We start from the raw sequence: 23402 nt of genomic DNA, 5'->3' as shown, positions 1-23402 counted from the left end.
AGAACCACCATGCGTGCGATCGGCATTCCCTCCTACGGCTCGCCCGACGTCCTCGCCGTCGTCGAGCGCCCCGTGCCCGAAGCCGGCCCCGGCCAGGTACGCATCAAGGTCGCGGCCGCCGCCGTCAACCCCACCGACCTGATGCTCCGCTCCGGTGAACTCGCCCCCTACATGGCCGACTTCACCGCGCCGTACACCCCCGGCATGGACGTCTCCGGCCACATCGACGCTCTCGGGCCGGACACCGCGGGCTTCGCGGAGGGCGACCGCGTCGTCGCCTTCGTCAACCCGTTCACCGATCTGGGCGGCGCCCAGGCCGAGTACGTGGTCGTTCCCGCGGACCAGGTGGCCGCGCTGCCCGACACGCTGCCCCTGGTCGAGGCGGCCGGGCTGCCCATGAACGCCCTCACCGCCCATCAGGCGCTCGACCTGGCCGACCTCGCGCCCGGCGCGACCGTGGCGGTCACGGGCGCGGCCGGCGCGCTCGGCGGCTACGCCGTCCAGCTCGCCGCGCAGCGCGGTCTGCGGGTCGTCGCCGACGCGCGCGACGAGGACCGCGATCTGGTCCTGGGCCTCGGCGCTCACACCGTGGTACCCCGGCACGCCGACCCGCAGGACACCGTGGCCGCCTACCGCGCCGCCCTTCCGCACGGCGCCGACGCCGTGGTCGACGCCGCCGTACTCGGCGCCGCCGCGTTGGACATCGTCGCCGACGGCGGTCACCTGGTCCGCTGCCGCCCCTACGACCTGCCCGCACCCCGAGGCATCGTCCTGCACCAGGCCTTCGTCGTCGCCCACCCCGACAAGGCAGGCGCCCTGCGGGAACTCGTCGGCCTCGCGGCCCTGGGCGCCCTCAGCCTGCGCACCGCGGACCGGTTCGCCCCCGAGGAGGCCGCGGAGGCGCACCGCCGGCTGGAGAAGGGCGGCGTCCGGGGACGCCAGCTGATCGTGTTCTGAGGGCTTGCGCGGCCCCGCCCGACCTGTCGGGCGGGGCCGCGCTGTCGAAGGCGCGGGCCGCAGAGACAGGCCGACCAAGCCACACGTCACTTGAGGGAGGGGCACGATGACAACGAGCCAGGAGGCCACCGCCGATCTCGGCGGGCTGCTGGTCCGGGCCGCGACACAGTTCCCGGAGCACGGGGTGCGTTACCGCTCGGCGGAGCAGCCCCTCGACTTCACGCTCCGCACCTATCCGCACCTCCTGGCGGAGTCGCTCCGTCTGCTCGGCTCCCTGCGGAAGGCGGGGGTGCGTCAGGGCCGGGTCGTGGCGCTGCTGCTCGAACGCCCCGAGGACTTCGTACCGGCCTTCTGGGCATGCCTGCTCGGAGGCTTCACCGTCTGCCCGCTGGTTCCCACCCGGAACGACCCGCAGCGCTGGGCGGCGCAGCTGAGCCACGTCGACACCCTGCTCGACGGACCGCTCGTGGTCACCGACCGCCGGACCCGTGAGGAACTCCCCGCCGTCGAGGGGCTGGCGGTCGCCACGTTCGAGGACCTCATGGCGGCAGCGGCCGACACGGACCCGGACGCGGTCGAGGTGACCACCGCGGGTCCGGACGACGTCGCGCTGCTGGTGCTCACCTCCGGCTCCACCGGCGCCGCCAAGGCGGTCCGGCTCACCCACGGCAACCTGCTGGCCTCCATGGCCGCGAAGGCCGAGACGCAGTCGCTCACCTCGGACGACGTGACGCTCAACTGGATCTCGTACGACCATGTCGCCGCGCTGCTGGAGGCGCACCTGCTGCCGCTGTCCGTCGGGGCCGTGCAGCTGCAGGCCTCGCCGGAGTCGGTGCTGGCCGACCCCCTGCACTTCCTGGAGCTGATCGACGCCCACGGGGTGACGATGACGTTCACCCCCAACTTCCTGCTGGGGCTGATCAACAAGGCCCTGGACCAGCTGTCGTCCCCGCTGCCCCTGGACCTGTCCCGCCTGCGGCACATCGTCTCCGGCGGTGAGGCCAACCCGGTTGCCACGGGCACCGGCTTCCTCGACCGGCTGGCGCCGTACGGGCTGCACCGCGGGGCCCTGTGGCCCGCCTTCGGGATGACCGAGACCTGCGCCGGCAGCATCTACAACCGGGAGTTCCCGGACGCCGACCTCGGGGCCGAGTTCGCGGCGGTCGGCCGGCCGGTCGGCGGGCTCCGGATCAGGGTCGCGGCCGAGGGCGGCGACACCCCCCTCGCCGAGGGCGAGACCGGCGAGGTGCAGCTATCGGGCCCGATGATCACCGGCGGGTACTGGAACAACAAGGAGGCGACCGAGGACGCGTTCACGGCGGACGGCTGGTTCCGGACCGGTGACCTCGGCCGGCTCGCCGGGGGACGGCTGACCCTCGTGGGGCGCAGCAAGGACAGCATCATCGTCAACGGCGTCAACTACTACAGCCACGACCTCGAGTCCGTGCTCCACGACCTCGAAGGCGTCGAGAAGTCGTACGTCGCCGCGTTCCCGACCCGCCCGCAGGGCAGCGACACCGAGCAGCTGGCGGTCGCGTTCGCCGTCACCCCCGACGTGGCCGGCGACGAGGCGGCGCTGCACCGCCTGCTCATCGCGATCAGGAACAGTGTCGTCCTGCACTGGGGCTTCCGCCCGGCGCTGCTGCTGCCGCTGCCCAAGGACGCCTTCCCGAAGACCAGCCTGGGCAAGATCCCGCGCTCGCTCATGCGACGCCGGCTGGAGTCCGGGGACTACGCCGAACACGTGGCAGCGGTCGAGGAGGTGGTGACCCGTCAGCTCGGCGGCTACGTCGCCCCCGAGGGCGCGGTCGAAGAGACGCTCGCGGAGCTGTACGGCGACCTCTTCGAGTCCGACCCGTCCACGATCAGTGCCACGGCCGGCTTCTTCGACCTGGGCGGGACGTCCCTGGACATCCTGCGCCTGAAGAGCCTGATCACCCAGCGCTTCCCCGGCGCCGACCTTCCGGTCCTCGCGATCCTCACCTCGCCCAGCATCCGCGAACTCGCGGCACGCGTCGAGGCCGGCCGCAGCGGGGAGCCCGCACCGTACGACCCGATCGTCCCGCTGCAGACCAGCGGGGAGGGGACGCCCCTCTTCTGCGTCCACCCCGGGGTCGGCGAGGTCCTCGTCTTCGTCAACCTGGCCAAGTACTTCGTCCACGAGCGGCCCTTCTACGCGCTGCGGGCACGCGGGTTCAACCCGGGAGAGAAGCCGTTCGAGAGCTTCGACGAGATGGCGCGCAGCTACGCGGACGCCATCCGCGCCAAGCAGCCGCACGGCCCCTACGCGATCGCCGGGTACTCCTTCGGCGCGGCGGTGGCCTTCGAGGTGGCCAAGCTGCTCGATGCGGAGGGCGAGCGCGTGGACTTCCTCGGCAGCTTCAACCTGCCCCCGCACATCAAGTACCGCATGGACGAACTCGACTTCGTCGAGACCGCGGTCAACCTGGCCATGTTCCTGGACCTGATCACCAAGCAGCAGGCCAAGACCCTGCCCGCCGAGCTGCGCCCGCTGGGCAAGCGCGAGCAGCTCAGCCATCTGCTCGACATCGCTCCCCCGGACCGGCTCGCCGAACTCGACCTGGACCTGGAGCGGTTCACCGCCTGGGCGGACCTCGCCGACGGCCTCACCGGCCTCGGCCGGACCTACCACCCCTCCGGCAGCGTCGCCGCGATGAGCGTCTTCTACGCCGTCCCGCTGCGCGGCACCAAGCAGGACTGGCTGAACAACGAGCTGAAGCGCTGGCAGGACTTCACCCGCGAGGCGCCCCGGTACCTCGACGTGCCCGGCGAGCACTACACCCTCATGGGGCCCAGGCACGTGGCCGCCTTCCAGTCGATCCTGCGCGCGGAGCTGGACCGGGCGCTGTCCGGCAGCTAGGGAAAGGAGCGACTCACGGATGGACAGCACTTCGATGCCGACGGGCAAGAAGATCCTGATCACCGGGGCGACCGGTCTGGTGGCCCGCACCGCGGCCGAGACGCTCGCGGAGCACAACGAGGTGTGGTGCCTCGGGCGCTTCTCGGACCCGGAGGTGGAGCGCCGGTTCCAGGACCGGGGCATCCGGACCTGGCGCTGGGACATGGCCGGGGACGGACTCGACGGGCTTCCCGACGACTTCACCCAGGTGCTGCACGCGGCGGTCGAGCGCGGCGCAGGGGACTTCGAGGAGGTGGTGGCGGTGAACTCCGTCGCCACCGGCCGCCTGATGACCCACTGCCGCGCCGCGGAAGCCTTTCTGTTCCTCTCCACCAGCGCGGTCTACGCGCCCCAGGCGCTCGACCACCGGTACACCGAGTCCGACCCGCTGGGCACCGAGTCGGCGTTCCTGCCGACGTACCCGGTCGGCAAGCTGGCCACCGAGGGCGCGGTCCGGGCCCTCGCCGTGACGCTCGGCCTGCCCACCACCATCGCCCGGCTCAACGTCGCCTACGGGCCGCACGGGCACGGCGGGCTCCCGGTCATCTTCCACCGGCTGATGCTCGCCGGGGAGCCGATCGCCGTCCCCCACGACGGGCAGCACTACTGCTCCCTGATCCACACCGACGACATCGCGCGCCACGTGCCCGGGCTGTGGGCCGCGGCGACGGTGCCCGCAACCGTCGTGAACTGGGGCGGGGACGAGGTCGTCGGCGTACGGGACCTCATGACGTACGTCTCCGAACTCACCGGCGTCCCGGTCGACTTCGTGCCGAGCGACGCCACCCGCGCAGTCGTCGCGTACGACGACACCCGCCGCAGGAGCCTCGTCGGCGACTGCGAGAGGTCCTGGCGCGACGGGGTCCGGCAGGCCCTGGAAGCGCACTTTCCCGGCAGCGTCGTAGCCGGCCCCAAGAGAGAGGTTCTCCACCCGTGACCAGTGAAACGTCCACCGAACCGCAGGTGCTGGGGCTGCTGGAGCGCGCGCTGAGCGCCAGCTGTGCGGCCTCGCTGCGTGCGGCCGTGAAGCTCGGCCTCGCCGACGCCCTCGGTGACACCCCGGCGACCGCGGACGACCTCGCCCTGGCGGTCGGCGCCGACCCGGACGCACTGCGGCGGCTGCTGCGCTCGCTCACCTGCTACGAGGTCTTCGCCGAGGACGCCGAGGGCCGGTTCGTCCAGACGGAGGTCTCGCGGCTGCTGCGCACGGACGCCCCGGACGGCCTCGACCAGCTCGTGCTGTGGATGACCGAGCCGTGGACCTGGGAGCTGTGGGGCCGTCTCGACGAGTCGGTCCGCACCGGGAAGGACGTGTTCGTCGATCTGCACGGCCGGGAGTTCTTCGACCATGTGCACACCGCCTGGCCGGAGTCCGCGGAGGTGTTCGACCGCGCGATGACCCAGGCGAGCCGGCAGTCCGCCACGGCCATCGCCGGCGTGCTGCCGCTGTCCGGTGCGCGGACCGTCGCCGACATCGGCGGCGGACAGGGCTTCCTGCTGGCCTCGCTGCTGGAGCACCACCCCGACGTCCAGGGGATCCTGTTCGACCGGCCCGACGTGATCGCGGGCGCCGACGCCCGGCTGCGCGAGGGCGGGGCGCTCGCCGAGCGGGTACGGCTGCTGTCCGGCGACTGCCGCGAGGAGGTCCCGGCCGGCGTCGACGCGTACGTCTTCAAGAACATCCTCGGCATGAACGACGAGGACGCCGTCGTCGTGCTGGGCAACGTCATGAGGACCGCCCGCCCCGGCGCCGGCGTGATCATCGTGGAGAACCTCGTCGACGACGGGGCGGGGCAGAGGTTCAGCACCGCGATGGACCTGCGGATGCTCCTCACCGTCGGCGGCCGCAAGCACACCCGGCAGGGCCTGGTCGGGCTCGTGGAGCGGGCGGGCCTCGTCGTCCGGGACGTGCGGCCGGTCAACTCCTACCAGCACATGATCGAGGCCACGACGCCCGCGTAGCGGCGGCTGCCGCAGTCGGACCGATGGAGCGAGAGAAGGGTTGAGTCCACATGACCGAGGCCGCCGACGTACTGGTGGTGGGGGCCGGACCCACCGGCCTGCTGCTGGCCGGTGACCTGGCCACGGCCGGGGTGCGGGTCACCCTGCTGGAGCGGCGCGAGCACGCCGACGCCAACATGACCCGCGCCTTCGCGGTGCACGCCCGCACCCTGGAGGTGCTGGACGCCCGCGGCCTCGCCGACGAACTCATCCCCCTCGGCCGGACGGCGCCCGTCGTCGGGGTCTTCGGCAAGCTCGAACTGCACCTGCACCGGCTGCGCAGCCGCTTCCCGTTCGTGCTGATCACCCCGCAGTACAACGTCGAGGGGCTCCTGGAGCGGCGTGCGCTCGCCGCCGGGGTGCGGATCGTGCGCGGCGCCGAGGTGGTGGCGCTGCGGCAGACGTCCGACGCCGTGGAGGTGGACCCGGCCGCCGTGCAGCGGCTGACCGGGATCGGCTTCCCCGGCCGGTCGGTGGTGAAGTCGGTGATGCTCGCCGACGTCCGGCTCAAGGACGTACCCGTCGACGCGGTGACCACCAACGCGAACGAGCACGGCTTCGCCTCCCTGGTGCCCTTCGGCGACGGCTGGTACCGGGCGATCGGCTGGGTCGCCGGGGACGAGCGGTCCGATGAGGCGCCGGTGGTGCCCGAGGAGCTGGCCGAGCAGCTGCGCCGGGTGCTCGGCTCCGACTACGGCATGCACGACCCGCGCTGGATCTCGCGCTTCCACAGCGACGAGCGGCAGGCCGAGCGCTACCGCGAGGGCCGGGTGCTGCTCGCGGGCGACGCCGCGCACGTGCACTCGCCGGCCGGCGGCATGGGCATGAACACGGGACTGCAGGACGCCGCCAACCTGGGCTGGAAGCTGGCCGCGGTCGTCCAGGGCCGGGCCCGGGAGCCGCTGCTCGACTCCTACGAGCAGGAGCGCCACCCCGTCGGGAAGCAGGCGCTGCGGATCTCCGGGGCGATCACCCGGGGCGTGCTGGGCACCCGCCGCAGCGGCCGCGTGCGCCGGCTGCGAGGCCTCGTCATGCCCGTGGTCTCCAGGCTCAGCTCGGCCACCCTGCTGGGGGAGCGCCTGCTCTCCGGCGTCGGCGTCTCCTACCCGGCGCCGCGCGGCAGCCACCGGCTCACCGGCCGCCGGGCGCCCGACCTGCGGCTCGCGGGCGGACAGCGGCTGTACGACGTGCTGCGCGGCGGCCGTTTCGTGCTGATCACCCGGGGCCGGCCGGTGCCGGAGACACAGTGGCTGCGCCTCGCCGCCCCCGCCGGAAGCCTGCGCACCACGCTGCTGGTCCGCCCGGACGGCCACATCGCCTGGGCCGCCGACGACCTCGACGACCTCGACGACCTGGACACCGAAGGGCTGCGCGCGGAGCTGGAGCGGTGGCCGGCGGCGGATCGCTGAACCGTGGTCCACAGGCGCCGCGTGGCCCACGGGCGTCGAGTTCTTCGCAGGCGTCGTTTTCTCCACAGGCGTCGTTTTCTCCGCAGACCGAGTTGTCCACAGGGTGTGACGCGTTTCGGCCACCGGTTGTACCGTCTGCACGAGTTGATGTTCGAGCTGATCCGCGTGCGAGCGCGCGTGGGGGGTCTTCGGGGGAGGCGGTCGCGGTGACCGAAACCGGTGCGGGAACGGCGGGAACGGCGGAGACGGCCGAGCAGGCGGCGGTACCCCGGCTGCCCCGGATGCGCGGGTTCGCCGAGTGGCCGCCCCAGGGCTCGCCCAAGGAGGAGGGCAAGGCACTGCGGGCGAGCGTGCCGCGCGGTGCCCACCGCACCCTCGACCTGGACGGCTCCCGACCGGACGCGGTCACCGCGGTCGAGGAGTCCAACGCCGGCCGCATCCCCGAGCTGACGCCGATCCGCGTGGGCCGGATGGCGGCCACGCCGTTCGCCTTCCTGCGCGGCTCGGCCGGACTCATGGCCCACGACCTGGCGCGCACCCCCACGACCGGGATCGGCGCCCAGATATGCGGCGACGCCCACGCGGCCAACTTCGGCCTGTACGGCGACGCCCGTGGCGGCCTGGTCATCGACCTCAACGACTTCGACGAGACCGTGCACGGCCCCTGGGAGTGGGACCTGAAGCGGCTCGCCGCCTCGCTGGTGCTGGCCGGGCGCGAGGCGGGCGCCGACGAGGACACCTGCCGCAAGGCCGCCCGTGACGCGGCCGGCGCCTACCGGCGCACCATGCGGCTGCTGGCCAAGCTGTCGGTGCTGGACGCCTGGAACGCCATCGCGGACGAGGAACTGGTCTCCCACACCGACGCCCACGATCTGCTCGGCACCCTGGAGCGGGTCTCCGAGAAGGCACGGGCCAACACCAGCGGCCGGTTCGCGGCGAAGTCGACCGAGGAGGTCGCCGACGGCGGCCGGCGCTTCGTCGACGCGCCCCCGGTGCTGCGCCGGATACCGGACGCCGAGGCGGCCGCGGTGGCCGCGTCCCTGGAGCCGTACGTGGCGACGCTCTCCGAGGACCGGCTGCCCCTGCTGGCCCGGCACGCGGTGCACGACGTCGCCTTCCGGGTCGTCGGCACCGGCAGCGTGGGCACCCGGTCGTACGTGGTGCTGCTGCTGGACCACCGCGGGCAGCCGCTGGTGCTCCAGGTGAAGGAGGCCCGCCCGTCGGCGCTGGTCCCGCACCTGGCCACGGCCGGCTTCGAGGCCCCGCCGGTGGAGCACGAGGGACGCCGGGTGGTCCTCGGCCAGAAGCGGATGCAGGTGGTCAGCGACATCCTGCTGGGCTGGACGACGGTCGACGGGCGGCCCTTCCAGGTGCGCCAGTTCCGCAACCGCAAGGGCAGCGTCGACCCGGCCGCGCTCGCCGCCGACCAGGTCGACGACTACGGCCGGATGACCGGTGCCCTGCTGGCCCGCGCCCACGCCCACAGCGCCGACCCGCGCCTGATCGCCGGCTACTGCGGCAAGAACGAGGAGCTGGACGAGGCGATGGCCGACTTCGCCGTCGCCTACGCCGACCGCACCGAGGCGGACCACGCCGAGCTGGTGGCGGCGGTGCGCTCCGGGCGGATCGCGGCCGAGATGGGCGTGTGAGGGCGGGCGCGGGGAAGACAAGGGCTGAGGCGGTGGTGAGGGTGAGGTCCGAGGTGGTGGTGAGGTGAGGTACGTCGAGCTGACCGGCGGCGAGGGCGAGGAAGCGGGGTTCATCGACCCCCGGCCCTACCTCGACCGGCTGCCCTCCCTCGCGCCCGAACTGCCGCCGGGCGCCCGCGCGTTCGCCACCGACCCCGGGCACTACGACTTCGGCGGCAGACGCTGTGTGAAGGACCTCCGGCCCGAGCGGGTGCGCCGCACCGGCGACGGGAACCTCGAGATCCGCTTCCGGCACAACTGCTTCAAGCACGACGAGGACCTCCTCGTCCGCTACACCGGCGTCTCCCGCTTCCAGTCGGACGTCCTGGGCGTCTGCGACCCCGCCTCGCTCGGCGACGTGATCCTCGACGAGATCCTGCCGCACCCCGGCGGCTGCACCCACGAGCTGGCCTGCCGCCCCGGGACGCTCGTGGTCGCCTGCCGGGACCTGGAGGCCGAGTGGATCCCGGCCGACTGCCCGGACGCGGAGCCGCCCGGCTGAACCGGGACATCTTCCCGGACATCTCCCGGGACATCCCCGGCGATGGGTTTCGGCCGCGGCGACAGGGCCTACGCTGGTCGGGTGACGACCCCGGAAGCTGAGCAGTCCCAGGCACCGCGGCCCGAGGAACGGCTGGAACAGGCCGTACGGGCCGCCGAGCAGGCGTTGATCGAGTACGAGATCGCCGTGGAGACGTTCCGCGTCGAGGTCGAGAACTTCGGCCGGCTGCACGAACAGCGGCTCGGCCCGCTCTACGCCCGCATCGAGGAGCTGGACGCGGAGATCGCCGAGGCGAAGGCCGCCCGCACCGGCGACCCCGAGGACATCCGCCGGGCCGAGGAGGCCCGCGCCCGCGTGCTGCCCATCCCCGGCGTCGAGGAACTGCTGCACGGCTGGATGGACGGCCAGGGCCTGTTCCCGGAGGCCGCCGCCATGCTCACCGACCAGGCGGTACGGCCCCCCGAGCGGGTGCGGCCCAGCGAACAGGCCCGCAAGCTCTACCGCGACCTCGCCCGCCAGGCCCACCCCGACCTCGCCCAGGAGGAGGCCGAGCGGCAGCGGCGCGAGGAGTTCATCACCCGCGTCAACGCCGCCTACGCCCGCGGCGACGAGACCCTGCTCGCGGAACTGGCCGAGGAGTGGGCGGCCGGCCCGGTACCGCCCGAGCGGCGCCCCAGCCCCGCCGAGGAGCTGTACGCCCGCCTCGAATGGCTCACCCAGCGCAAGGAACTGCTCACCCTGGTCGCCCGCGAACTCGAGGACGGCGCGATCGCCGGCATGCTGCGCCTGGCCCCCGACGACCCCGACGCCCTGCTCGAGGAGATCGCCGCCCGGCTCCGCGCGGACATCGAGCAGCGGGAGACCACGCTGGCGGGCCTGCAGGGGCAGGGGTGAACTCCGCCGCCGGTCGGGTAGCGTCGTAGGCATGAGTTTCGGAGCTGTTGTGCCCACGGTCGAGGTCGCGGACCTCAAGGACGGCGACTTCCTGCTGGACGTCCGCGAGGACGAGGAGTGGCAGGCGGGCCACGCCGCAGGCGCGCTGCACATCCCCATGAGCGAGTTCGTCGCCCGGTACGGCGAGCTGACCGAGGCCGCCCCGCAGGACGGCCGCATCCATGTGATCTGCCGCTCCGGCGGCCGCTCCGCCCAGGTCGCGATGTACCTGGGCCGGCAGGGCATCGACGCCGTGAACGTGGCCGGCGGCATGCAGGTCTGGGAGGCCACGGGCCGCCCGGTGATCACCGACGCCGGGGCCCCCGGCGAGGTCGTCTGACCCTCCCGGCAGGACCTCCCGGCAGGCGCGGTCAGCTGAGCGGGTGCGCCGCCAGCAGGTCCCCGAGCGTCTCCTCGTACGCCGCCGCCGGGCCCAGCGCCAGCTCCAGCTGCTTGGCCCAGGCGTGGTACCGGTGCAGCGGGTAGTCGGTGTCCGCGCCGAACCCGCCGTGCAGGTGCTGCGCCGTCTGCACCACACGGCGCACGCCCTCCGCCGCCCAGATCTTCGCCACGGCGACGTCTCCGGCGGCGGGCAGCGCCCCCGGCGCACCCGAGGCGATACGCCAGGCCGCCTGCCAGAGGGTGGCCTCCATGGCACGCAGATCGATGTACCGGTCGGCGGCCTGGACGGCGACCGCCTGGAAGGTCGCGATCGGATGACCGAACTGCTCCCGCTTGCCGGTGTACTCACTCGTCATCTTCAGCACGCGCTCGCCCAGACCGAGGGCCAGCGCACAGGTGCCGGTGGCCAGCAGCGCGTGCAGCCACTCCCAGGCACCGTCGGCCTCGACGACGTCACCCGCCCCGACCCGCACGGACCGCAGCCGCAGCTCGGCCAGCCGCTCCCCGCTGGTGGACACCTGCTCCGCGAGCACCAGACCGTCCTGCTCGCGCCGCACCACCGCGAGCACGGTCCGGTCGGCCTCGGTGTGCGCCGGCACGAGCACGAGGTCCGCGTCGTACGCCCACGCCACCGCCGTCTGCACCCCGTCAAGCACCCACGCCGACCCGTCCCGCCGCGCGGTGACGGCGAGCCCGGCCGGGTCGTGCCCGGTACGGCCGTGCGCGGCGACGGTCAGCACCAGCTCCCCGCGCCCCGCCCGGGCCAGCAGCCGCTCCCCCAACTCATTGCCGCCGTAGGCCTGTACGACCGCGGCGGCCGCGCTGTGCTCCAGCAGCGGCACCCGGGCGAGCACCCTGGCGGACTCGCGCAGCACCAGGCACAGCGCGATGGCGTCAAGGCCCGCCCCGCCATACCGCTCGCCGACCAGCAGGCCGGTCAGGTCCGCACCGGCCAGCCGGGACCACAGCGCCCGGTCGAACCCCTCGGCCACAGCGCCGGCGGTGAGCGCCGGACTGGGCACCGCGTCCGGCGCCACCCCGGCGAACACCCCCCGCGCCGCCTCGGCCGCCGCCAACTGCTCCTCGCTGAAGGTGAAGTCCACGACCTGTCCTCCTGGCGCGTCCGGTCATCCGACGGTTCGTCCGACGCGATGCACGCGCCTGACGGGCCGTCAAGATAGAACAGGTTCTAGGAGAAGGGAATGGGGACGGACGGTGGGTGAGGGACGGTGAGGGAAGGCGCGGGCCGGCGCGGGACGGTGAGGGTGCCGCCGATGACGTCACGCCTCAGCGGTCGAAGTCCAGCTCCACTCTCTCCGTCAGCGGATGCGACTGGCAGGCCAGTACATATCCGGCGTCCGTCTCCTCCGCCTCCAGCGCGAAGTTCCGGTCCATGCGCACCTCGCCCGAGACCAGGAAGGCCCTGCACGTTCCGCACACCCCGCCCTTGCAGGCGTAGGGAGCGTCGGGGCGGTTGCGCAGCACCGTTTCCAGCAGGGACTCGCCGTCCTGGACCGGCCAGGTACCGCCGCGTCCGTCGAGCCGGGCGGTGACGGTGCTGTGCGCGGGTACCGGCACGGCGGCCGCCGGGACCGCCCCCGCGTCCACGTGGAAGATCTCCTCGTGGATACGGGCCCGGTCCACGCCCAGCTCCCGCAGCGCCTTCTCCGCACCCTCGACCAGCCCGAACGGCCCGCACAGGAACCACCCCGCCACCTGGTCCACCGGCAGCAGCGCCGGCAGCAGCCCGGTGAGCCGCTCCCGGTCGAGCCGGCCGGAGGGCAGGCCCGCCTGCTGCTCCTCACGGGAGAGCACGGTGACCAGCTGCAGCCGCTCCGGGTAGCGGTCCTTCAGGTCGGCGGCCTCCTCCAGGAACATCGTCGACGCGGCCGTACGGTCGCTGCGTATCAGGCAGAACCGGGCCTCGGGCTCGCGCGCCAGCAGCGTGGAGACGATCGACAGCACGGGGGTGATGCCGCTGCCACCGACGATCGCCGCGTACAGGCCGGGCGCCGGTTCGAGGGTGAAGCGTCCGGCCGGGGTCATCACCTCCAGCTCGTCGCCGACGCCGACCTCCTTCAGCGCGTACGTCGAGAACGCGCCGCCCTCGACCAGCCGCACCCCCACCCGCAGTGTGTCCGGGCCCGCGCCGGCCGGGTCGGGGGCGGGGGAGCAGATCGAGTACGTCCGCCGTATCTCGACGCCGTCCTCGCGCCGCCGCAGGGCGAGGTGCTGGCCGGGTGCGTGCCGGTAGTCCTCGCGCAGCTCGGGCGGGACGGCGAGGGTGAGCGCGACGGAGTCGTCGGTGAGCCGGTCGACCGCGGCCACCGGGAGCGGGTGGAAGCGTGCCATCACAACTCCTTGAAGTGGTCGAAGGGTTCACGGCAGGACAGGCAGCGGCGCAGCGCCTTGCACGCGGTGGAGGAGAACCGGCTCAGCAGCTCGGTGTCCGCGGATCCGCAGTGCGGGCAGCGCACCGGGTCGGTGTCCTCGGCGTCCACGGCGGCGTCCTCGGCGAGGGTGCGGGTGGCCCCCAGGGTCAGGGGTATCGGCCCGGAGTCGTGGCGCACGCGTGGGGGAGCGATGCCGAACTCCTGGAGCTTGCGGCGGCCTTCGGGGGTGATGTCGTCGGTCGACCAGGCGGGGCTGAGCACCGTGCGGACGGTGACCTCGCGCACGCCGTGGGCGCGCAGCACCCGCTCGATGTCTACGCTCATCGCCTCGATGGCGGGGCAGCCGGTGTAGGTCGGCGTCAGGTCGACCTCGACCGTGTCCGCGCCGCTGACGTGCACCGCGCGCACCACGCCCAGCTCCTGGAGCGTGAGCACCGGCAGTTCGGGGTCGGGCACCGAGCCGGCCAGCTCCAGCAGCTCCGCCTCCAGGGCGGTGGCGGTCACCATGACGCCCCCGGGTGGCTGCGGTGCAGGTGCTGCATCTCGGCGAGCATCCGCCCGAACGGTTCGGTGTGCAGGCCCTGCCGGCCGGCGCCCGCCGACCACGCGCCGGTGCGCGGCCCCTCGGGGACGGTCAGGGTGGCCCGGCCGAGGACGTCCGTCATGGACCGGAGCCACTGGGCCTCCATGCCCGCCCAGTCGGCGTCCAGGCCCTCCACCGGCTGGAACATCTCGCCGGTGAACCGCCACAGCGCCTCGCACGCCCGCTGCATCCGCTCCCGGCTGGTCTCGGTGCCGTCGCCGAGCCGCAGCGTCCACAGCTCGGCGTGGTCGCGGTGGTAGGCGACCTCCTTGACGGCCTTCGCGGCCAGGGGTGCGAAGGGGCCGTCGGACCCGGCCAGTTCGGTGTAGAGCAGCTGCTGGTAGGTGGAGAAGTACAGCTGGCGGGCGATGGTCTGCGCGAAGTCGCCGTTGGACTGCTCGACCAGCTGGAGGTTGCGGAAGGCGCGCTCCTCGCGCAGGTAGGCCAGCTCGTCCTCGTCGCCGGCCATCGACAGCAGGACCCGGGCCTGGCCGAGCAGGTCGAGGGCGATGTTGGCGAGGGCGACCTCCTCCTCCAGGACGGGGGCGTGCCCGGCCCACTCCCCCAGGCGGTGGGAGAGCACCAGGGCGTCGTCGCCGAGGGCGAGTGCGGCGGTCGCGGGGACGGTCGCGGTCACAGGTGCTTCACCCCTTCCGGGATCTCGTAGAAGGTCGGGTGCCGGTAGGGCTTGTCGGCGGCCGGCTCGAAGAACGGGTCCTTCTCGTCGGGCGAGGACGCGGTGATGGCGGCGGCCGGGACGACCCAGATCGAGACGCCCTCGCCGCGCCGGGTGTACAGGTCCCGGGCGTTGCGCAGGGCCAGCTCCGCGTCCGGTGCGTGCAGGCTGCCGGCGTGGGTGTGGGAAAGGCCGCGCCGGGAGCGCACAAAGACCTCCCACAGGGGCCAGTCGGTGTTGGTCATGCCTGCTTCGCTCCCGTCTCACCGGTGTGCTTGGCCGCGTAGGCCGCGGCCGCGTCCCTCACCCACGCACCCTCGTCGTGGGCGTTTCTGCGCTGGGTGATCCGCTGCTCGTTGCAGGGGCCGTTGCCCTTGAGGACCTCCCAGAACTCCGTCCAGTCGATCGTGCCGAAATCGTGCTGCTGCCGCTCCTCGTTCCACCGCAGGTCCGGGTCGGGGAGGGTCAGGCCCAGGGATTCGGCCTGGGGGACGCAGATGTCGACGAAGCGCTGGCGCAGCTCGTCGTTCGAGTGGCGCTTGATCTTCCACTCCATGGACTGGGCGGAGTGCTGCGACTCGTCGTCGGGCGGGCCGAACATCATCAGCGAGGGCCACCACCAGCGGTTCACCGCGTCCTGCGCCATCGCGTGCTGCTCCTCGGTGCCCTTGCTGAGGGCCAGCAGCAGCTCGTAGCCCTGGCGCTGGTGGAAGGACTCCTCCTTGCAGATCCGGACCATGGCGCGCGCGTACGGGCCGTACGAGCAGCGGCACAGGGGCACCTGGTTGGTGATCGCGGCGCCGTCCACCAGCCAGCCGATCGCGCCGACGTCGGCCCAGGTCAGGGTGGGGTAGTTGAAGATCGAGGAGTACTTCTGGCGGCCGCTGTGCAGCTTGTCGAGCAGCTCGTCACGGCTGGTGCCGAGGGTTTCGGCCGCGCTGTACAGGTACAGGCCGTGGCCGGCCTCGTCCTGGACCTTGGCCATCAGGATCGCCTTGCGGCGCAGGCTGGGCGCGCGGGTGATCCAGTTGGCCTCCGGCTGCATGCCGATGATCTCGGAGTGCGCGTGCTGGGCGATCTGCCGGACCAGGGTCGCGCGGTAGGCGTCGGGCATCCAGTCGCGTGGCTCGATACGTTCGTCGGCGGCCACGGCCGCGTCGAAGGCGCGCTCGTACTCCGCCGTGTCGCCGGCGGCGGTCCGTGCGCCGTCCGCGTCCGTGCGGGCCGTGCGGTGCGCGGCTGCTGTGGCCATGCGGTCCCCCTGACCTCGGGCTCTCCTTGAACACGGCACCGACCGATCGTTCGGTCCGTGCGCAATCAATGGTGTGCCGGGCCGCTGCGGGTGTCAACCGCTGTGGAAAACCTTGCGCGCCGCCTGTGGATAACCGTGGGCGGGGCGGCACGGCGTGGCGAGGGCCACTGACCCGGCCCGTACCCGGGGCTGCGCCGGACGGCCGGTGCTGAGTACCGTTCCGTGCGAGTGCCGAGGAGTGGCGCTCGGGAAGAGCGCGGCGCCTGTGACGGTGCCGGGACTGCCGATCGAAAGCGGGGGACGGGGCGGAATGGACGCGTACGACGAGGACTCGCAGGCCCGGCGCGGGCCCGACGGGTCGACCGGGGCGCGTCGCCCGCCGGACCCCGAGCACCATGAGAGGCCGGTCCGGGAGGCCCCGGGCGACCCCGACGGCTCCCCGCCTCCCGAGTCCCCGCCCCTGCCCCCCGCCCCCCGCACCGGCGTCGCCGCCCTCTCCCCCCGCTACCAGGTCGGCGCCGCGGTCGCGCTCGCGGTGGTGGCCGTCGCCGCCTGTGTGCATCTGGGAATGGTGTTCCTGAGCCTCGCGCCGGCGAACACCCTGACCAAGCAGCACGGCAAGGCGATAGAGGAGTGGGTGTACCCGGAGTTCGAGCAGAACTGGAAGCTGTTCGCCCCGAACCCGCTGCAGCAGAACATCGCCGTCCAGGTCCGCGCCGAGGTGCGGATGAAGGACGGCAGCCTGCGCACCACCGGCTGGAACGACCTCTCCGCCCAGGACGGCGCCGCCATCGACGGCAGCCTGGTGCCCAGCCACACCGAACAGAACGAACTGCGCCGCGCCTGGGACTTCTTCGTCGCCACGCACGGCACCGACAACCGGCCCGTGGGCATGCGCGGCGCGCTCTCCGAGCAGTACGTACGCCGGATAGTCGTGATGCGCCTGTACCGGGGGGACGCGATCAGCCGGGAGGGCGTCATCCAGCGCGTGCAGGTCCGCTCCAGCACCACCAATGTGCAGCCGCCGAAGTGGAGCCGCGAGAAGCTCTCCGACAAGCCCGTCTACCGGCTGCTGCCCTGGTGGACGGTGGCCGCCGACGAGGCCGCCGGAGGTGTCCGGTGAACCGTCTCTCCCTGACGCTCTCGCGCGGCATCGCCCGCGTCACCGAGTCGGCGCTCGGCCCGTACCAGAGCGCCGTGATCCGCATCGGCTTCGCCACGACCTGGCTGCTGTTCCTGCTGCGGGAGTTCCCCCACCGCCAGGAGCTGTACGGTCCCGACGGCCCCTGGGGCTGGGACCTGGCCCAGCAGCTGACCTCCGACAACCACGCCTTCACGGCCCTGATGTGGTCCGACGGACAGGCCTGGTTCGAGATCTTCTATCTGCTGGCGATCCTCGCCAGCGCGGCGCTGCTGCTGGGCTGGCGCACCCGGACCGCCTCCGTGCTGTTCATGGTCGGTGTGCTCTCGCTGCAGAACCGCAGTGTCTTCGTCGGTGACGGCGGCGACAACGTCCTGCACCTGATGTCTCTCTACCTGGTGTTCACGCGCTGCGGCCAGGTGTGGTCGCTGGACGCGCGACGGGCGGCCCGCGGCGAGGCGGCACGCGCGCGCGGGGAGCGGGTTCGCCCCGACCGGGTGGGACCGGTGCTGTGGCTGGTGCTCGGGCTCGTGCTCGTCGGTGCGACGCTGGCAGGCCGGTTCGACAACGGCCGGCTGGTGCCGGCGCTGCTGTGGACGGCGTGGGTGGGGCTCGGCCTGTGGTGGGCCGTGCAGCGCCGGGCGAGGTCGCAGGAGCCGCGGATCCTGCTGGACGTGATCGCCAACGTCCTGCACAACGGCGCCCTGTTCGTGATCATGGCGGAGGCCTGCCTGATCTACGCCACCGCCGGCTGGTACAAGATCCAGGGCTCGCGCTGGCAGGACGGCACCGCCGTCTACTACCCGCTCCACCTGGACTACTTCTCGCCGTGGCCCGCCCTGGCCGACCTGATGTCCTCCAGCGGCACGATCATGATGATCGTGACCTACGGCACGGTCATGGTGCAGGTCGCCTTCCCGTTCACGCTGTTCAACCGGCGGGTCAAGAACGTCCTGCTGGTGCTGATGATGACCGAGCACGCCGTGATCGCGGTCGTCCTCGGCCTGCCGTTCTTCTCGCTGGCGATGATCACCGCGGACGCGGTCTTCCTGCCGACGTCCTTCCTGCTGCTGCTCGGCGGCTGGGCGGCACGCGCGTGGGGACGGCTGGTGCGGCGCGGCGACGGCGACCTCACGCTGCCGCCGCAGCGCGCCCCGGAGGAGAGCACTCCGGGACGCGTAGGGTTCACGGCATGACCGACCCCGTGATCCGCTGGCGCGAGAGCGCCGGCGGAGCCGTGCTGCTCGACGGCTTCCACGCCCTCAAGCACGCGCTGCGCTTCGGTGCTCAGGTGCCGGTGGCGGTCACCACCGACCGGCGGGCGGCGCTCGCCCTCGCCGACGAGCTGGCCGGGGACGTCAGGGACACGCTGGACGCCCTCCTGACGGAGGTGCCGCAGGAGACGTACGCCTCGCTCGTGCCGCGTCCCCATCCGACGGGCGTGGCCGCCCTGGCCGTACGGCCGTCCCGCGAGGCCAATCTGCGGGCGCTCGCCCACACGCCCCGGACCGCGCCGATCGTGGTCCTCGACAACCCGCGCAACCTCGGCAACGCCGGGGCCGTGATCCGGCTGGCCGCCGGTTTCGGGGCGACCGGAGTGGTCACCACGGGCACCCTCGACCCCTGGCACCCCACCGTGGTGCGCGGCGGAGCGGGGCTGCACTTCGCGACCGCCGTGGAGCGGCTCGAGGTCGAGGAGCTGCCCGCCGGGCCGCTGTTCGCCCTCGACCCGGAGGGCGACGACATCCGGGGCACCAAGCTGCCGGACGACGCCGTGCTGGCCTTCGGGTCGGAGCGCAGCGGCCTGTCGGCCGAGCTGCGCGCGCGTGCCGACCATCTGCTGGCACTGCCGATGCGCCCCCAGGTCTCCAGCTACAACCTGGCCACCAGCGTGGCCATGACGCTGTACCACTGGAGTGCGACCGGGGGCGCACCCACGGCTTCCCAGCCTTCCTAGGCCTCTCGGCGGACCTCCACCACCCGGAAGCGGTTGGCCACGAACGCGCCGTCGGTGAGGGCCGCGTTCGCCGCCGGGTTGCCGCCCGAGCCGTGGAAGTCGGAGAAGGCGGCCGTCTGGTTCACGTACACCCCGCCGATCAGGTTGAGGGACAGCTGGGCGGCCTCCTCCAGGCAGACCTCCTCGATGGCCCGCGTGACGTCCTGGTCGGTGGTGTAGGCGCCGACCGTCATGGCGCCCTTGTCGCGGACCGTGCGGCGCAGCAGCTCCACCGCGTCGGTCGCCGAGTCGACCGCGACGGCGAAGGAGACCGGGCCGAAGCACTCGTTCATGTAGGCGGCCTCGTCGTCCGGCTTGGCGCCGTCCAGCTTGACGATCACCGGGGTGCGGACGACCGCGCCCGGGAACTCCGGGTTGCTGATCTCGCGCGAGGCCAGGGCGACCTCACCGAGGCCGGCCGCCGCCTCCAGGCGGGCCTTGACGTCCGGGTTGACGATCGCGCCCAGCAGGGCGTTCGCGCGGGCGTCGTCGCCGAGCAGGCCGTCGACCGCGCGGGCGAGGTCGGCGGTCACCTCGTCGAAGGTCTTGGAGCCCTCGTCGGTGCGGATGCCGTCGCGCGGGACGAGCAGGTTCTGCGGGGTGGTGCACATCTGGCCGCTGTACAGGGACAGCGAGAAGGCCAGGTTGGACAGCATGCCCTTGTAGTTGTCGGTCGACTCCACGACGACCGTGTTGACGCCGGCCTTCTCCGTGTAGACCTGCGCCTGGCGGGCGTTGGCCTCCAGCCAGTCGCCGAAGGAGGTCGAACCGGTGTAGTCGATGATCCGGATCTCGGGGCGGGTGGCGAGCGTCCTGGCGATGCCCTCGCCGGGGCGCTCGGCGGCCAGCGCCACCAGGTTCGGGTCGAAGCCCGCCTCGGCGAGGACCTGCCGGGCGACCTGCACGGTCAGCGCGAGCGGCAGCACCGCGCGCGGGTGGGGCTTGACCAGGACCGCGTTGCCGGTGGCCAGGGAGGCGAACAGGCCCGGGTAGCCGTTCCAAGTCGGGAAGGTGTTGCAGCCGATGACCAGACCGATACCGCGCGGGACCGGCGTGAACCGCTTGGTCAGCGCCAGCGGGTCGCGCTTGCCCTGCGGCTTGGTCCACTCCGCCGTCTCGGGCGTGCGGACCTGCTCCACGTACGCGTACGCCACCGCCTCCAGGCCGCGGTCCTGGGCGTGCGGGCCGCCCGCCTGGAAGGCCATCATGAAGGCCTGCCCGCTGGTGTGCATGACCGCGTGCGCGAACTCGTGCGTCCGGTCGCTGATCCGCTTCAGGATCTCCAGGCAGACCACCGCACGGGTCTCCGCGCCCGCGTCCCGCCAGGCGCGCTGTCCGGCCTTCATCGCGGGCAGCAGCACCTCGACGTCCGCGTGCGGGTAGGTCACGCCCAGCTCGATGCCGTACGGCGAGACCTCGCCGCCCACCCAGTCGTCGGTGCCGGGCTGGCCCAGGTCGAGGCGGGTGCCGAGGAGGGCGTCGAAGGCAGCCTTGCCCGCCGCCGCGTCCAGGCTGCCGTGCTCGCCGTAAGCCTTGGGATGCTCGGGATGCGGGGACCAGTACGCGCGCGTGCGGATCGCTTCCAGGGCCTGGTCGAGAGTGGGCCGGTGCTTCGCGATCAGCTCGTGCGCGGTCAGTTCGGCGGCCATGCGGGACCAACTCCTCGTCTGGAGAACTCTTCGTCGAGTTCATGACCTGGGCGGAAACAGAGGCGGGAAAAGGCGGTCAGAGCTAGAGTAACCGAACGATCGGTCGGGACAAGGGGGCCTGCCGCATCTGTGGAAAACGTCGTGCGGGAGGATCGCGCACATGACAGCACTCGACCTCAGCAGCCCCGTGGCCGTCGTCGGCACCGGCACCATGGGCCAGGGCATCGCCCAGGTCGCGTTGGTCGCCGGCCACCCCGTGCGGCTCTACGACACCGTGCCCGGGCGCGCCCGGGAGGCGGCCGAAGCGATCGGCGCGCGGCTCGACCGGCTCGTGGCGAAGGACCGGCTCGCCGCCGCCGACCGGGACGCGGCCCGCGCCCGGCTCACGCCCGCGGGCAGCCTCGCCGAGCTGGCCGACTGCGCCCTGGTCGTCGAGGCGGTCCTGGAGCGGCTGGACGTCAAGCAGCAGCTCTTCCGCGAGCTGGAGGAGATCGTCACCGACGACTGTCTGCTCGCCACCAACACCTCGTCCCTGTCGGTGACGGCCATCGGCGGCGCGCTCGCCAACCCCGGCCGCTTCTTGGGCCTGCACTTCTTCAACCCGGCCCCGCTGCTGCCGCTGGTCGAGGTCGTCTCCGGGTTCGCCACCGACGTCACGTCGGCCACGCGCGCGTACGAGACCGCACGCTCCTGGGGCAAGACCCCGGTGGCCTGCGCGGACACCCCCGGCTTCATCGTCAACCGCATCGCCCGGCCGTTCTACGCCGAGGCCTTCGCCGTCTACGAGGCCCAGGCCGCCGACCCGGCCACCATCGACGCCGTCCTGCGCGAGTCGGGCGGCTTCCGGATGGGCGCGTTCGAGCTGACCGACCTGATCGGACAGGACGTCAACGAGTCCGTCACCCACTCGGTGTGGCAGTCCTTCTTCCAGGACGTCCGCTTCACTCCCTCGCTGGCCCAGCGCCGGCTGGTCGAGTCCGGGCGGCTCGGCCGCAAGAGCGGGCACGGCTGGTACGACTACGCCGAGGGCGCCGAGCGCCCCGAGCCGCACACGGCGGAGAAGGAGCAGCCGCCCGCCTACGTCGTCGCCGAGGGCGGCCTGGGCCCGGCGGCCGAACTGCTCACGCTGATCCGTGAGGCGGGCATCGACGTCCGCGAGGAGGACGAGGACAGCGGCACCCGCCTGGTGCTGCCGAGCGGCGGCCAGCTGGTCCTCGCCGACGGCCAGACCTCCGTGGAGTTCCGCGACGTCGTCTACTTCGACCTCGCCCTCGACTACCGCAGGGCCACCCGCATCGCCCTGTCCGCCTCCCAGGACACCGCGGCGCAGACCCTCACCGAGGCCATCGGCCTCTTCCAGGAGCTCGGCAAGGACGTCAGCGTCATCGGCGACATCCCCGGCATGATCGTCGCCCGTACCGTCGCCCGGATCGTGGACCTCGCGCACGACGCCGTCGCCAAGGGCGTGGCCACCGAGGAGGACATCGACACCGCGATGCGCCTCGGCGTCAACTACCCGCTCGGCCCCTTCGAATGGAGCCGCAGGCTCGGCCGCGGCTGGGCCTACGACCTGCTGGACGACCTGCACCTGCGCGATCCCTCCGGCCGGTACGCGCCGTCCCTCGCGCTCTACCGGCACGCGTACGCCACCGACAAGCGGGAGAGCACCTCATGACCACCGCCAAGCGCGACACGTACACCCCCGAGACGCTGCTCTCCGTCGCCGTCCAGGTCTTCAACGAGCGCGGCTACGACGGCACCTCCATGGAGCACCTGTCCAAGGCGGCCGGTATCTCCAAGTCGTCCATCTACCACCACGTCAGCGGCAAGGAGGAGCTGCTGCGCCGGGCCGTCAGCCGGGCGCTGGACGGCCTGTTCGGGATTCTCGAAGAAGAGCCCGCGCGCGCGGGGCGCGCCGTGGACCGTCTGGAGCACGTCGTACGGCGCATGGTCGAGGTGCTCATATCCGAGCTGCCCTACGTCACGCTGCTGCTGCGCGTGCGCGGCAACACCGAGACCGAGCGCTGGGCGCTGGAGCGGCGTCGCGACTTCGACCACCAGGTCGCCGAGCTGCTGAAGGCCGCGGCCGCCGAGGGTGACGTACGCGGCGACGTGGAGGTGCGGCTGGCCACCCGGCTGGTCTTCGGAATGATCAACTCCATCGTGGAGTGGTACCGGCCCGACACCCGCGGCGCCAGCGGCCCCGAGGTGGCCGACGCGGTGGTCCGGCTGGCTTTCTCGGGGCTGCGCCAGAACTAGCTGCGCCAGAACTGGCTGCGCCAGGAACCAGCGGCTCAGGTCGGCTCCAGGTCCTCCTCCTCGAACACCAGCAGCGTGCGCGTGCTGAGCACCTCGGGGATCGCCTGGAGCCGGGTGAGCACCAGCTCGCGCAGCGCCCTGTTGTCGGGCGTGTGCACCATGAGCAGGACATCGAAGTCACCGCCCACCAGAGCGATGTGGGAGGCGCCGGGCAGCTGTCTGAGCTGCTCGCGCACCGTGCGCCAGGTGTTCTGGACGATCTTCAGGGTGACGTACGCCGACGTGCCGTGCCCCGCCCGCTCGTGGTCGACGCGGGCGCTGAACCCCCTGATCACGCCGTCCTCGACGAGGCGGTTGATGCGCGCGTAGGCGTTCGCGCGGGAGACGTGTACACGCTCGGCGACGGAACGTATCGACGCGCGGCCGTCCGCCTGGAGGATCTTCAGGATGTCCTGGTCTATGGCGTCCAGCGGACGCGGCGGCAGGGCGGTGCCGTCCTGCGGTCCACCGGCCATTTGTTCAGCTGCCATGTCCCCCCGCTTCATCGCCGTGGACGTCCTGCATTCATTGCAGGTTGTGGAGAACCGTTTGTCCACAGCCTGAAGGGGCCTGTAGCCAAAATGTGCCGACGACCGAACAAT

At 72.6% G+C, this 23402-nt stretch carries 22 protein-coding genes; 14 read left to right on the top strand and 8 right to left on the bottom strand.

Annotated features, from left to right (window positions below):
• Positions 1-9 precede the first annotated feature (9 nt).
• From CRP49_RS12840 to CRP49_RS12800, 9 genes are all read left to right on the top strand, one after another.
• Positions 10-957, top strand: a complete 948-nt coding sequence (locus CRP49_RS12840; protein WP_097253496.1) for an NADP-dependent oxidoreductase — start codon at positions 10-12, stop codon at positions 955-957.
• A 106-nt stretch (positions 958-1063) separates the two neighbouring features.
• Complete coding sequence (locus CRP49_RS12835; protein WP_097253495.1) at positions 1064-3838, top strand: non-ribosomal peptide synthetase; 2775 nt, start codon at positions 1064-1066, stop codon at positions 3836-3838.
• A 19-nt stretch (positions 3839-3857) separates the two neighbouring features.
• Positions 3858-4814 (top strand): NAD(P)-dependent oxidoreductase, encoded by a 957-nt coding sequence (locus tag CRP49_RS12830; RefSeq protein WP_257033382.1) that lies wholly within the window; start codon positions 3858-3860, stop codon positions 4812-4814.
• Positions 4811-5839: a methyltransferase gene (locus CRP49_RS12825; protein ID WP_097253494.1), complete on the top strand. Its 1029-nt coding sequence runs from the start codon at positions 4811-4813 to the stop codon at positions 5837-5839. The genes CRP49_RS12830 and CRP49_RS12825 overlap by 4 nt, the downstream gene beginning before the upstream one ends.
• 50 nt (positions 5840-5889) lie before the next feature.
• The gene (locus tag CRP49_RS12820) at positions 5890-7287 is read left to right on the top strand and encodes an FAD-dependent monooxygenase (protein ID WP_097253493.1); all 1398 of its coding nucleotides are present in this window, start codon (positions 5890-5892) and stop codon (positions 7285-7287) included.
• A 206-nt stretch (positions 7288-7493) separates the two neighbouring features.
• Entirely contained in the window at positions 7494-8936 is a 1443-nt protein-coding gene (locus tag CRP49_RS12815; protein WP_373560346.1) for a DUF2252 domain-containing protein, read from the top strand.
• 64 nt (positions 8937-9000) lie between these two features.
• Positions 9001-9477 carry a hypothetical protein gene (locus CRP49_RS12810; RefSeq protein WP_097253492.1) on the top strand — a complete coding sequence of 159 codons (477 nt, stop codon included), beginning with the start codon at positions 9001-9003 and terminating at the stop codon, positions 9475-9477.
• 81 nt (positions 9478-9558) lie between these two features.
• Positions 9559-10371 carry a hypothetical protein gene (locus tag CRP49_RS12805; protein ID WP_097257326.1) on the top strand — a complete coding sequence of 271 codons (813 nt, stop codon included), beginning with the start codon at positions 9559-9561 and terminating at the stop codon, positions 10369-10371.
• Positions 10372-10420: 49 nt separating this feature from the next.
• Entirely contained in the window at positions 10421-10750 is a 330-nt protein-coding gene (locus tag CRP49_RS12800) for a rhodanese-like domain-containing protein (protein ID WP_097253491.1), read from the top strand.
• 31 nt (positions 10751-10781) lie between these two features.
• On the opposite strand, the gene CRP49_RS12795 is transcribed toward CRP49_RS12800, so the two are convergent.
• The 6 genes from CRP49_RS12795 to paaA all read right to left on the bottom strand — a co-directional run bounded on the left by CRP49_RS12795 (position 10782) and on the right by paaA (position 15716).
• Complete coding sequence (locus tag CRP49_RS12795; RefSeq protein WP_097253490.1) at positions 10782-11915, bottom strand: acyl-CoA dehydrogenase family protein; 1134 nt, start codon at positions 11913-11915, stop codon at positions 10782-10784.
• 184 nt (positions 11916-12099) lie between these two features.
• Positions 12100-13164 (bottom strand): 2Fe-2S iron-sulfur cluster-binding protein, encoded by a 1065-nt coding sequence (locus CRP49_RS12790; protein ID WP_097253489.1) that lies wholly within the window; start codon positions 13162-13164, stop codon positions 12100-12102.
• On the bottom strand, positions 13164-13712 hold the full coding sequence (paaD, locus tag CRP49_RS12785) for a 1,2-phenylacetyl-CoA epoxidase subunit PaaD (protein WP_097253488.1): 549 nt from the start codon (positions 13710-13712) through the stop codon (positions 13164-13166). The genes CRP49_RS12790 and paaD overlap by 1 nt, the downstream gene beginning before the upstream one ends.
• Complete coding sequence (gene paaC / locus CRP49_RS12780) at positions 13706-14425, bottom strand: 1,2-phenylacetyl-CoA epoxidase subunit PaaC (protein ID WP_097253487.1); 720 nt, start codon at positions 14423-14425, stop codon at positions 13706-13708. The genes paaD and paaC overlap by 7 nt, the downstream gene beginning before the upstream one ends.
• On the bottom strand, positions 14422-14709 hold the full coding sequence (paaB, locus tag CRP49_RS12775) for a 1,2-phenylacetyl-CoA epoxidase subunit PaaB (protein ID WP_094218582.1): 288 nt from the start codon (positions 14707-14709) through the stop codon (positions 14422-14424). Before paaB ends, paaC begins: the two co-directional genes overlap by 4 nt.
• Positions 14706-15716: a 1,2-phenylacetyl-CoA epoxidase subunit PaaA gene (paaA, locus tag CRP49_RS12770; protein WP_097253486.1), complete on the bottom strand. Its 1011-nt coding sequence runs from the start codon at positions 15714-15716 to the stop codon at positions 14706-14708. Before paaA ends, paaB begins: the two co-directional genes overlap by 4 nt.
• A gap of 310 nt (positions 15717-16026) precedes the next feature.
• Here paaA and CRP49_RS12765 point away from each other — a divergent pair, with 310 nt between their 5' ends.
• Genes CRP49_RS12765 through CRP49_RS12755 form a run of 3 tightly spaced genes read left to right on the top strand, consistent with a single transcriptional unit; the run spans position 16027 to position 18814 of the window.
• Positions 16027-16839 (top strand): DUF5819 family protein, encoded by an 813-nt coding sequence (locus tag CRP49_RS12765; protein ID WP_097253485.1) that lies wholly within the window; start codon positions 16027-16029, stop codon positions 16837-16839.
• Positions 16836-18053, top strand: a complete 1218-nt coding sequence (locus CRP49_RS12760; RefSeq protein ID WP_097253484.1) for an HTTM domain-containing protein — start codon at positions 16836-16838, stop codon at positions 18051-18053. Before CRP49_RS12765 ends, CRP49_RS12760 begins: the two co-directional genes overlap by 4 nt.
• The gene (locus tag CRP49_RS12755; RefSeq protein ID WP_097253483.1) at positions 18050-18814 is read left to right on the top strand and encodes an RNA methyltransferase; all 765 of its coding nucleotides are present in this window, start codon (positions 18050-18052) and stop codon (positions 18812-18814) included. Before CRP49_RS12760 ends, CRP49_RS12755 begins: the two co-directional genes overlap by 4 nt.
• On the opposite strand, the gene paaN is transcribed toward CRP49_RS12755, so the two are convergent.
• A complete protein-coding gene (gene paaN / locus CRP49_RS12750) occupies positions 18811-20502 on the bottom strand; it encodes a phenylacetic acid degradation protein PaaN (RefSeq protein WP_097253482.1) in 1692 nt (563 codons plus the stop codon). The genes CRP49_RS12755 and paaN overlap by 4 nt on opposite strands.
• A 160-nt stretch (positions 20503-20662) precedes the next feature.
• On the opposite strand from paaN, the gene CRP49_RS12745 reads away from it, so the two are divergent.
• Both CRP49_RS12745 and CRP49_RS12740 read left to right on the top strand, forming a co-directional pair.
• Positions 20663-22177, top strand: coding sequence for a 3-hydroxyacyl-CoA dehydrogenase (locus tag CRP49_RS12745; RefSeq protein WP_097253481.1), 1515 nt, complete (start codon positions 20663-20665; stop codon positions 22175-22177).
• Positions 22174-22761 carry a TetR/AcrR family transcriptional regulator gene (locus CRP49_RS12740; RefSeq protein ID WP_097253480.1) on the top strand — a complete coding sequence of 196 codons (588 nt, stop codon included), beginning with the start codon at positions 22174-22176 and terminating at the stop codon, positions 22759-22761. Before CRP49_RS12745 ends, CRP49_RS12740 begins: the two co-directional genes overlap by 4 nt.
• Before the next feature lie 35 nt (positions 22762-22796).
• Here the strand turns inward: CRP49_RS12740 and CRP49_RS12735 are convergent, their stop codons facing one another.
• Entirely contained in the window at positions 22797-23291 is a 495-nt protein-coding gene (locus CRP49_RS12735; RefSeq protein WP_373560345.1) for an Lrp/AsnC family transcriptional regulator, read from the bottom strand.
• Between the last annotated feature and the right edge of the window lie 111 nt (positions 23292-23402).

Source organism: Streptomyces sp. Ag109_G2-15 (assembly GCF_900215565.1).
GTDB lineage: Bacteria > Actinomycetota > Actinomycetes > Streptomycetales > Streptomycetaceae > Streptomyces > Streptomyces diastatochromogenes.
The sequence above is the reverse complement of the archived record's forward strand: the minus strand, read 5'-3'. Positions and strand labels throughout refer to the sequence as shown.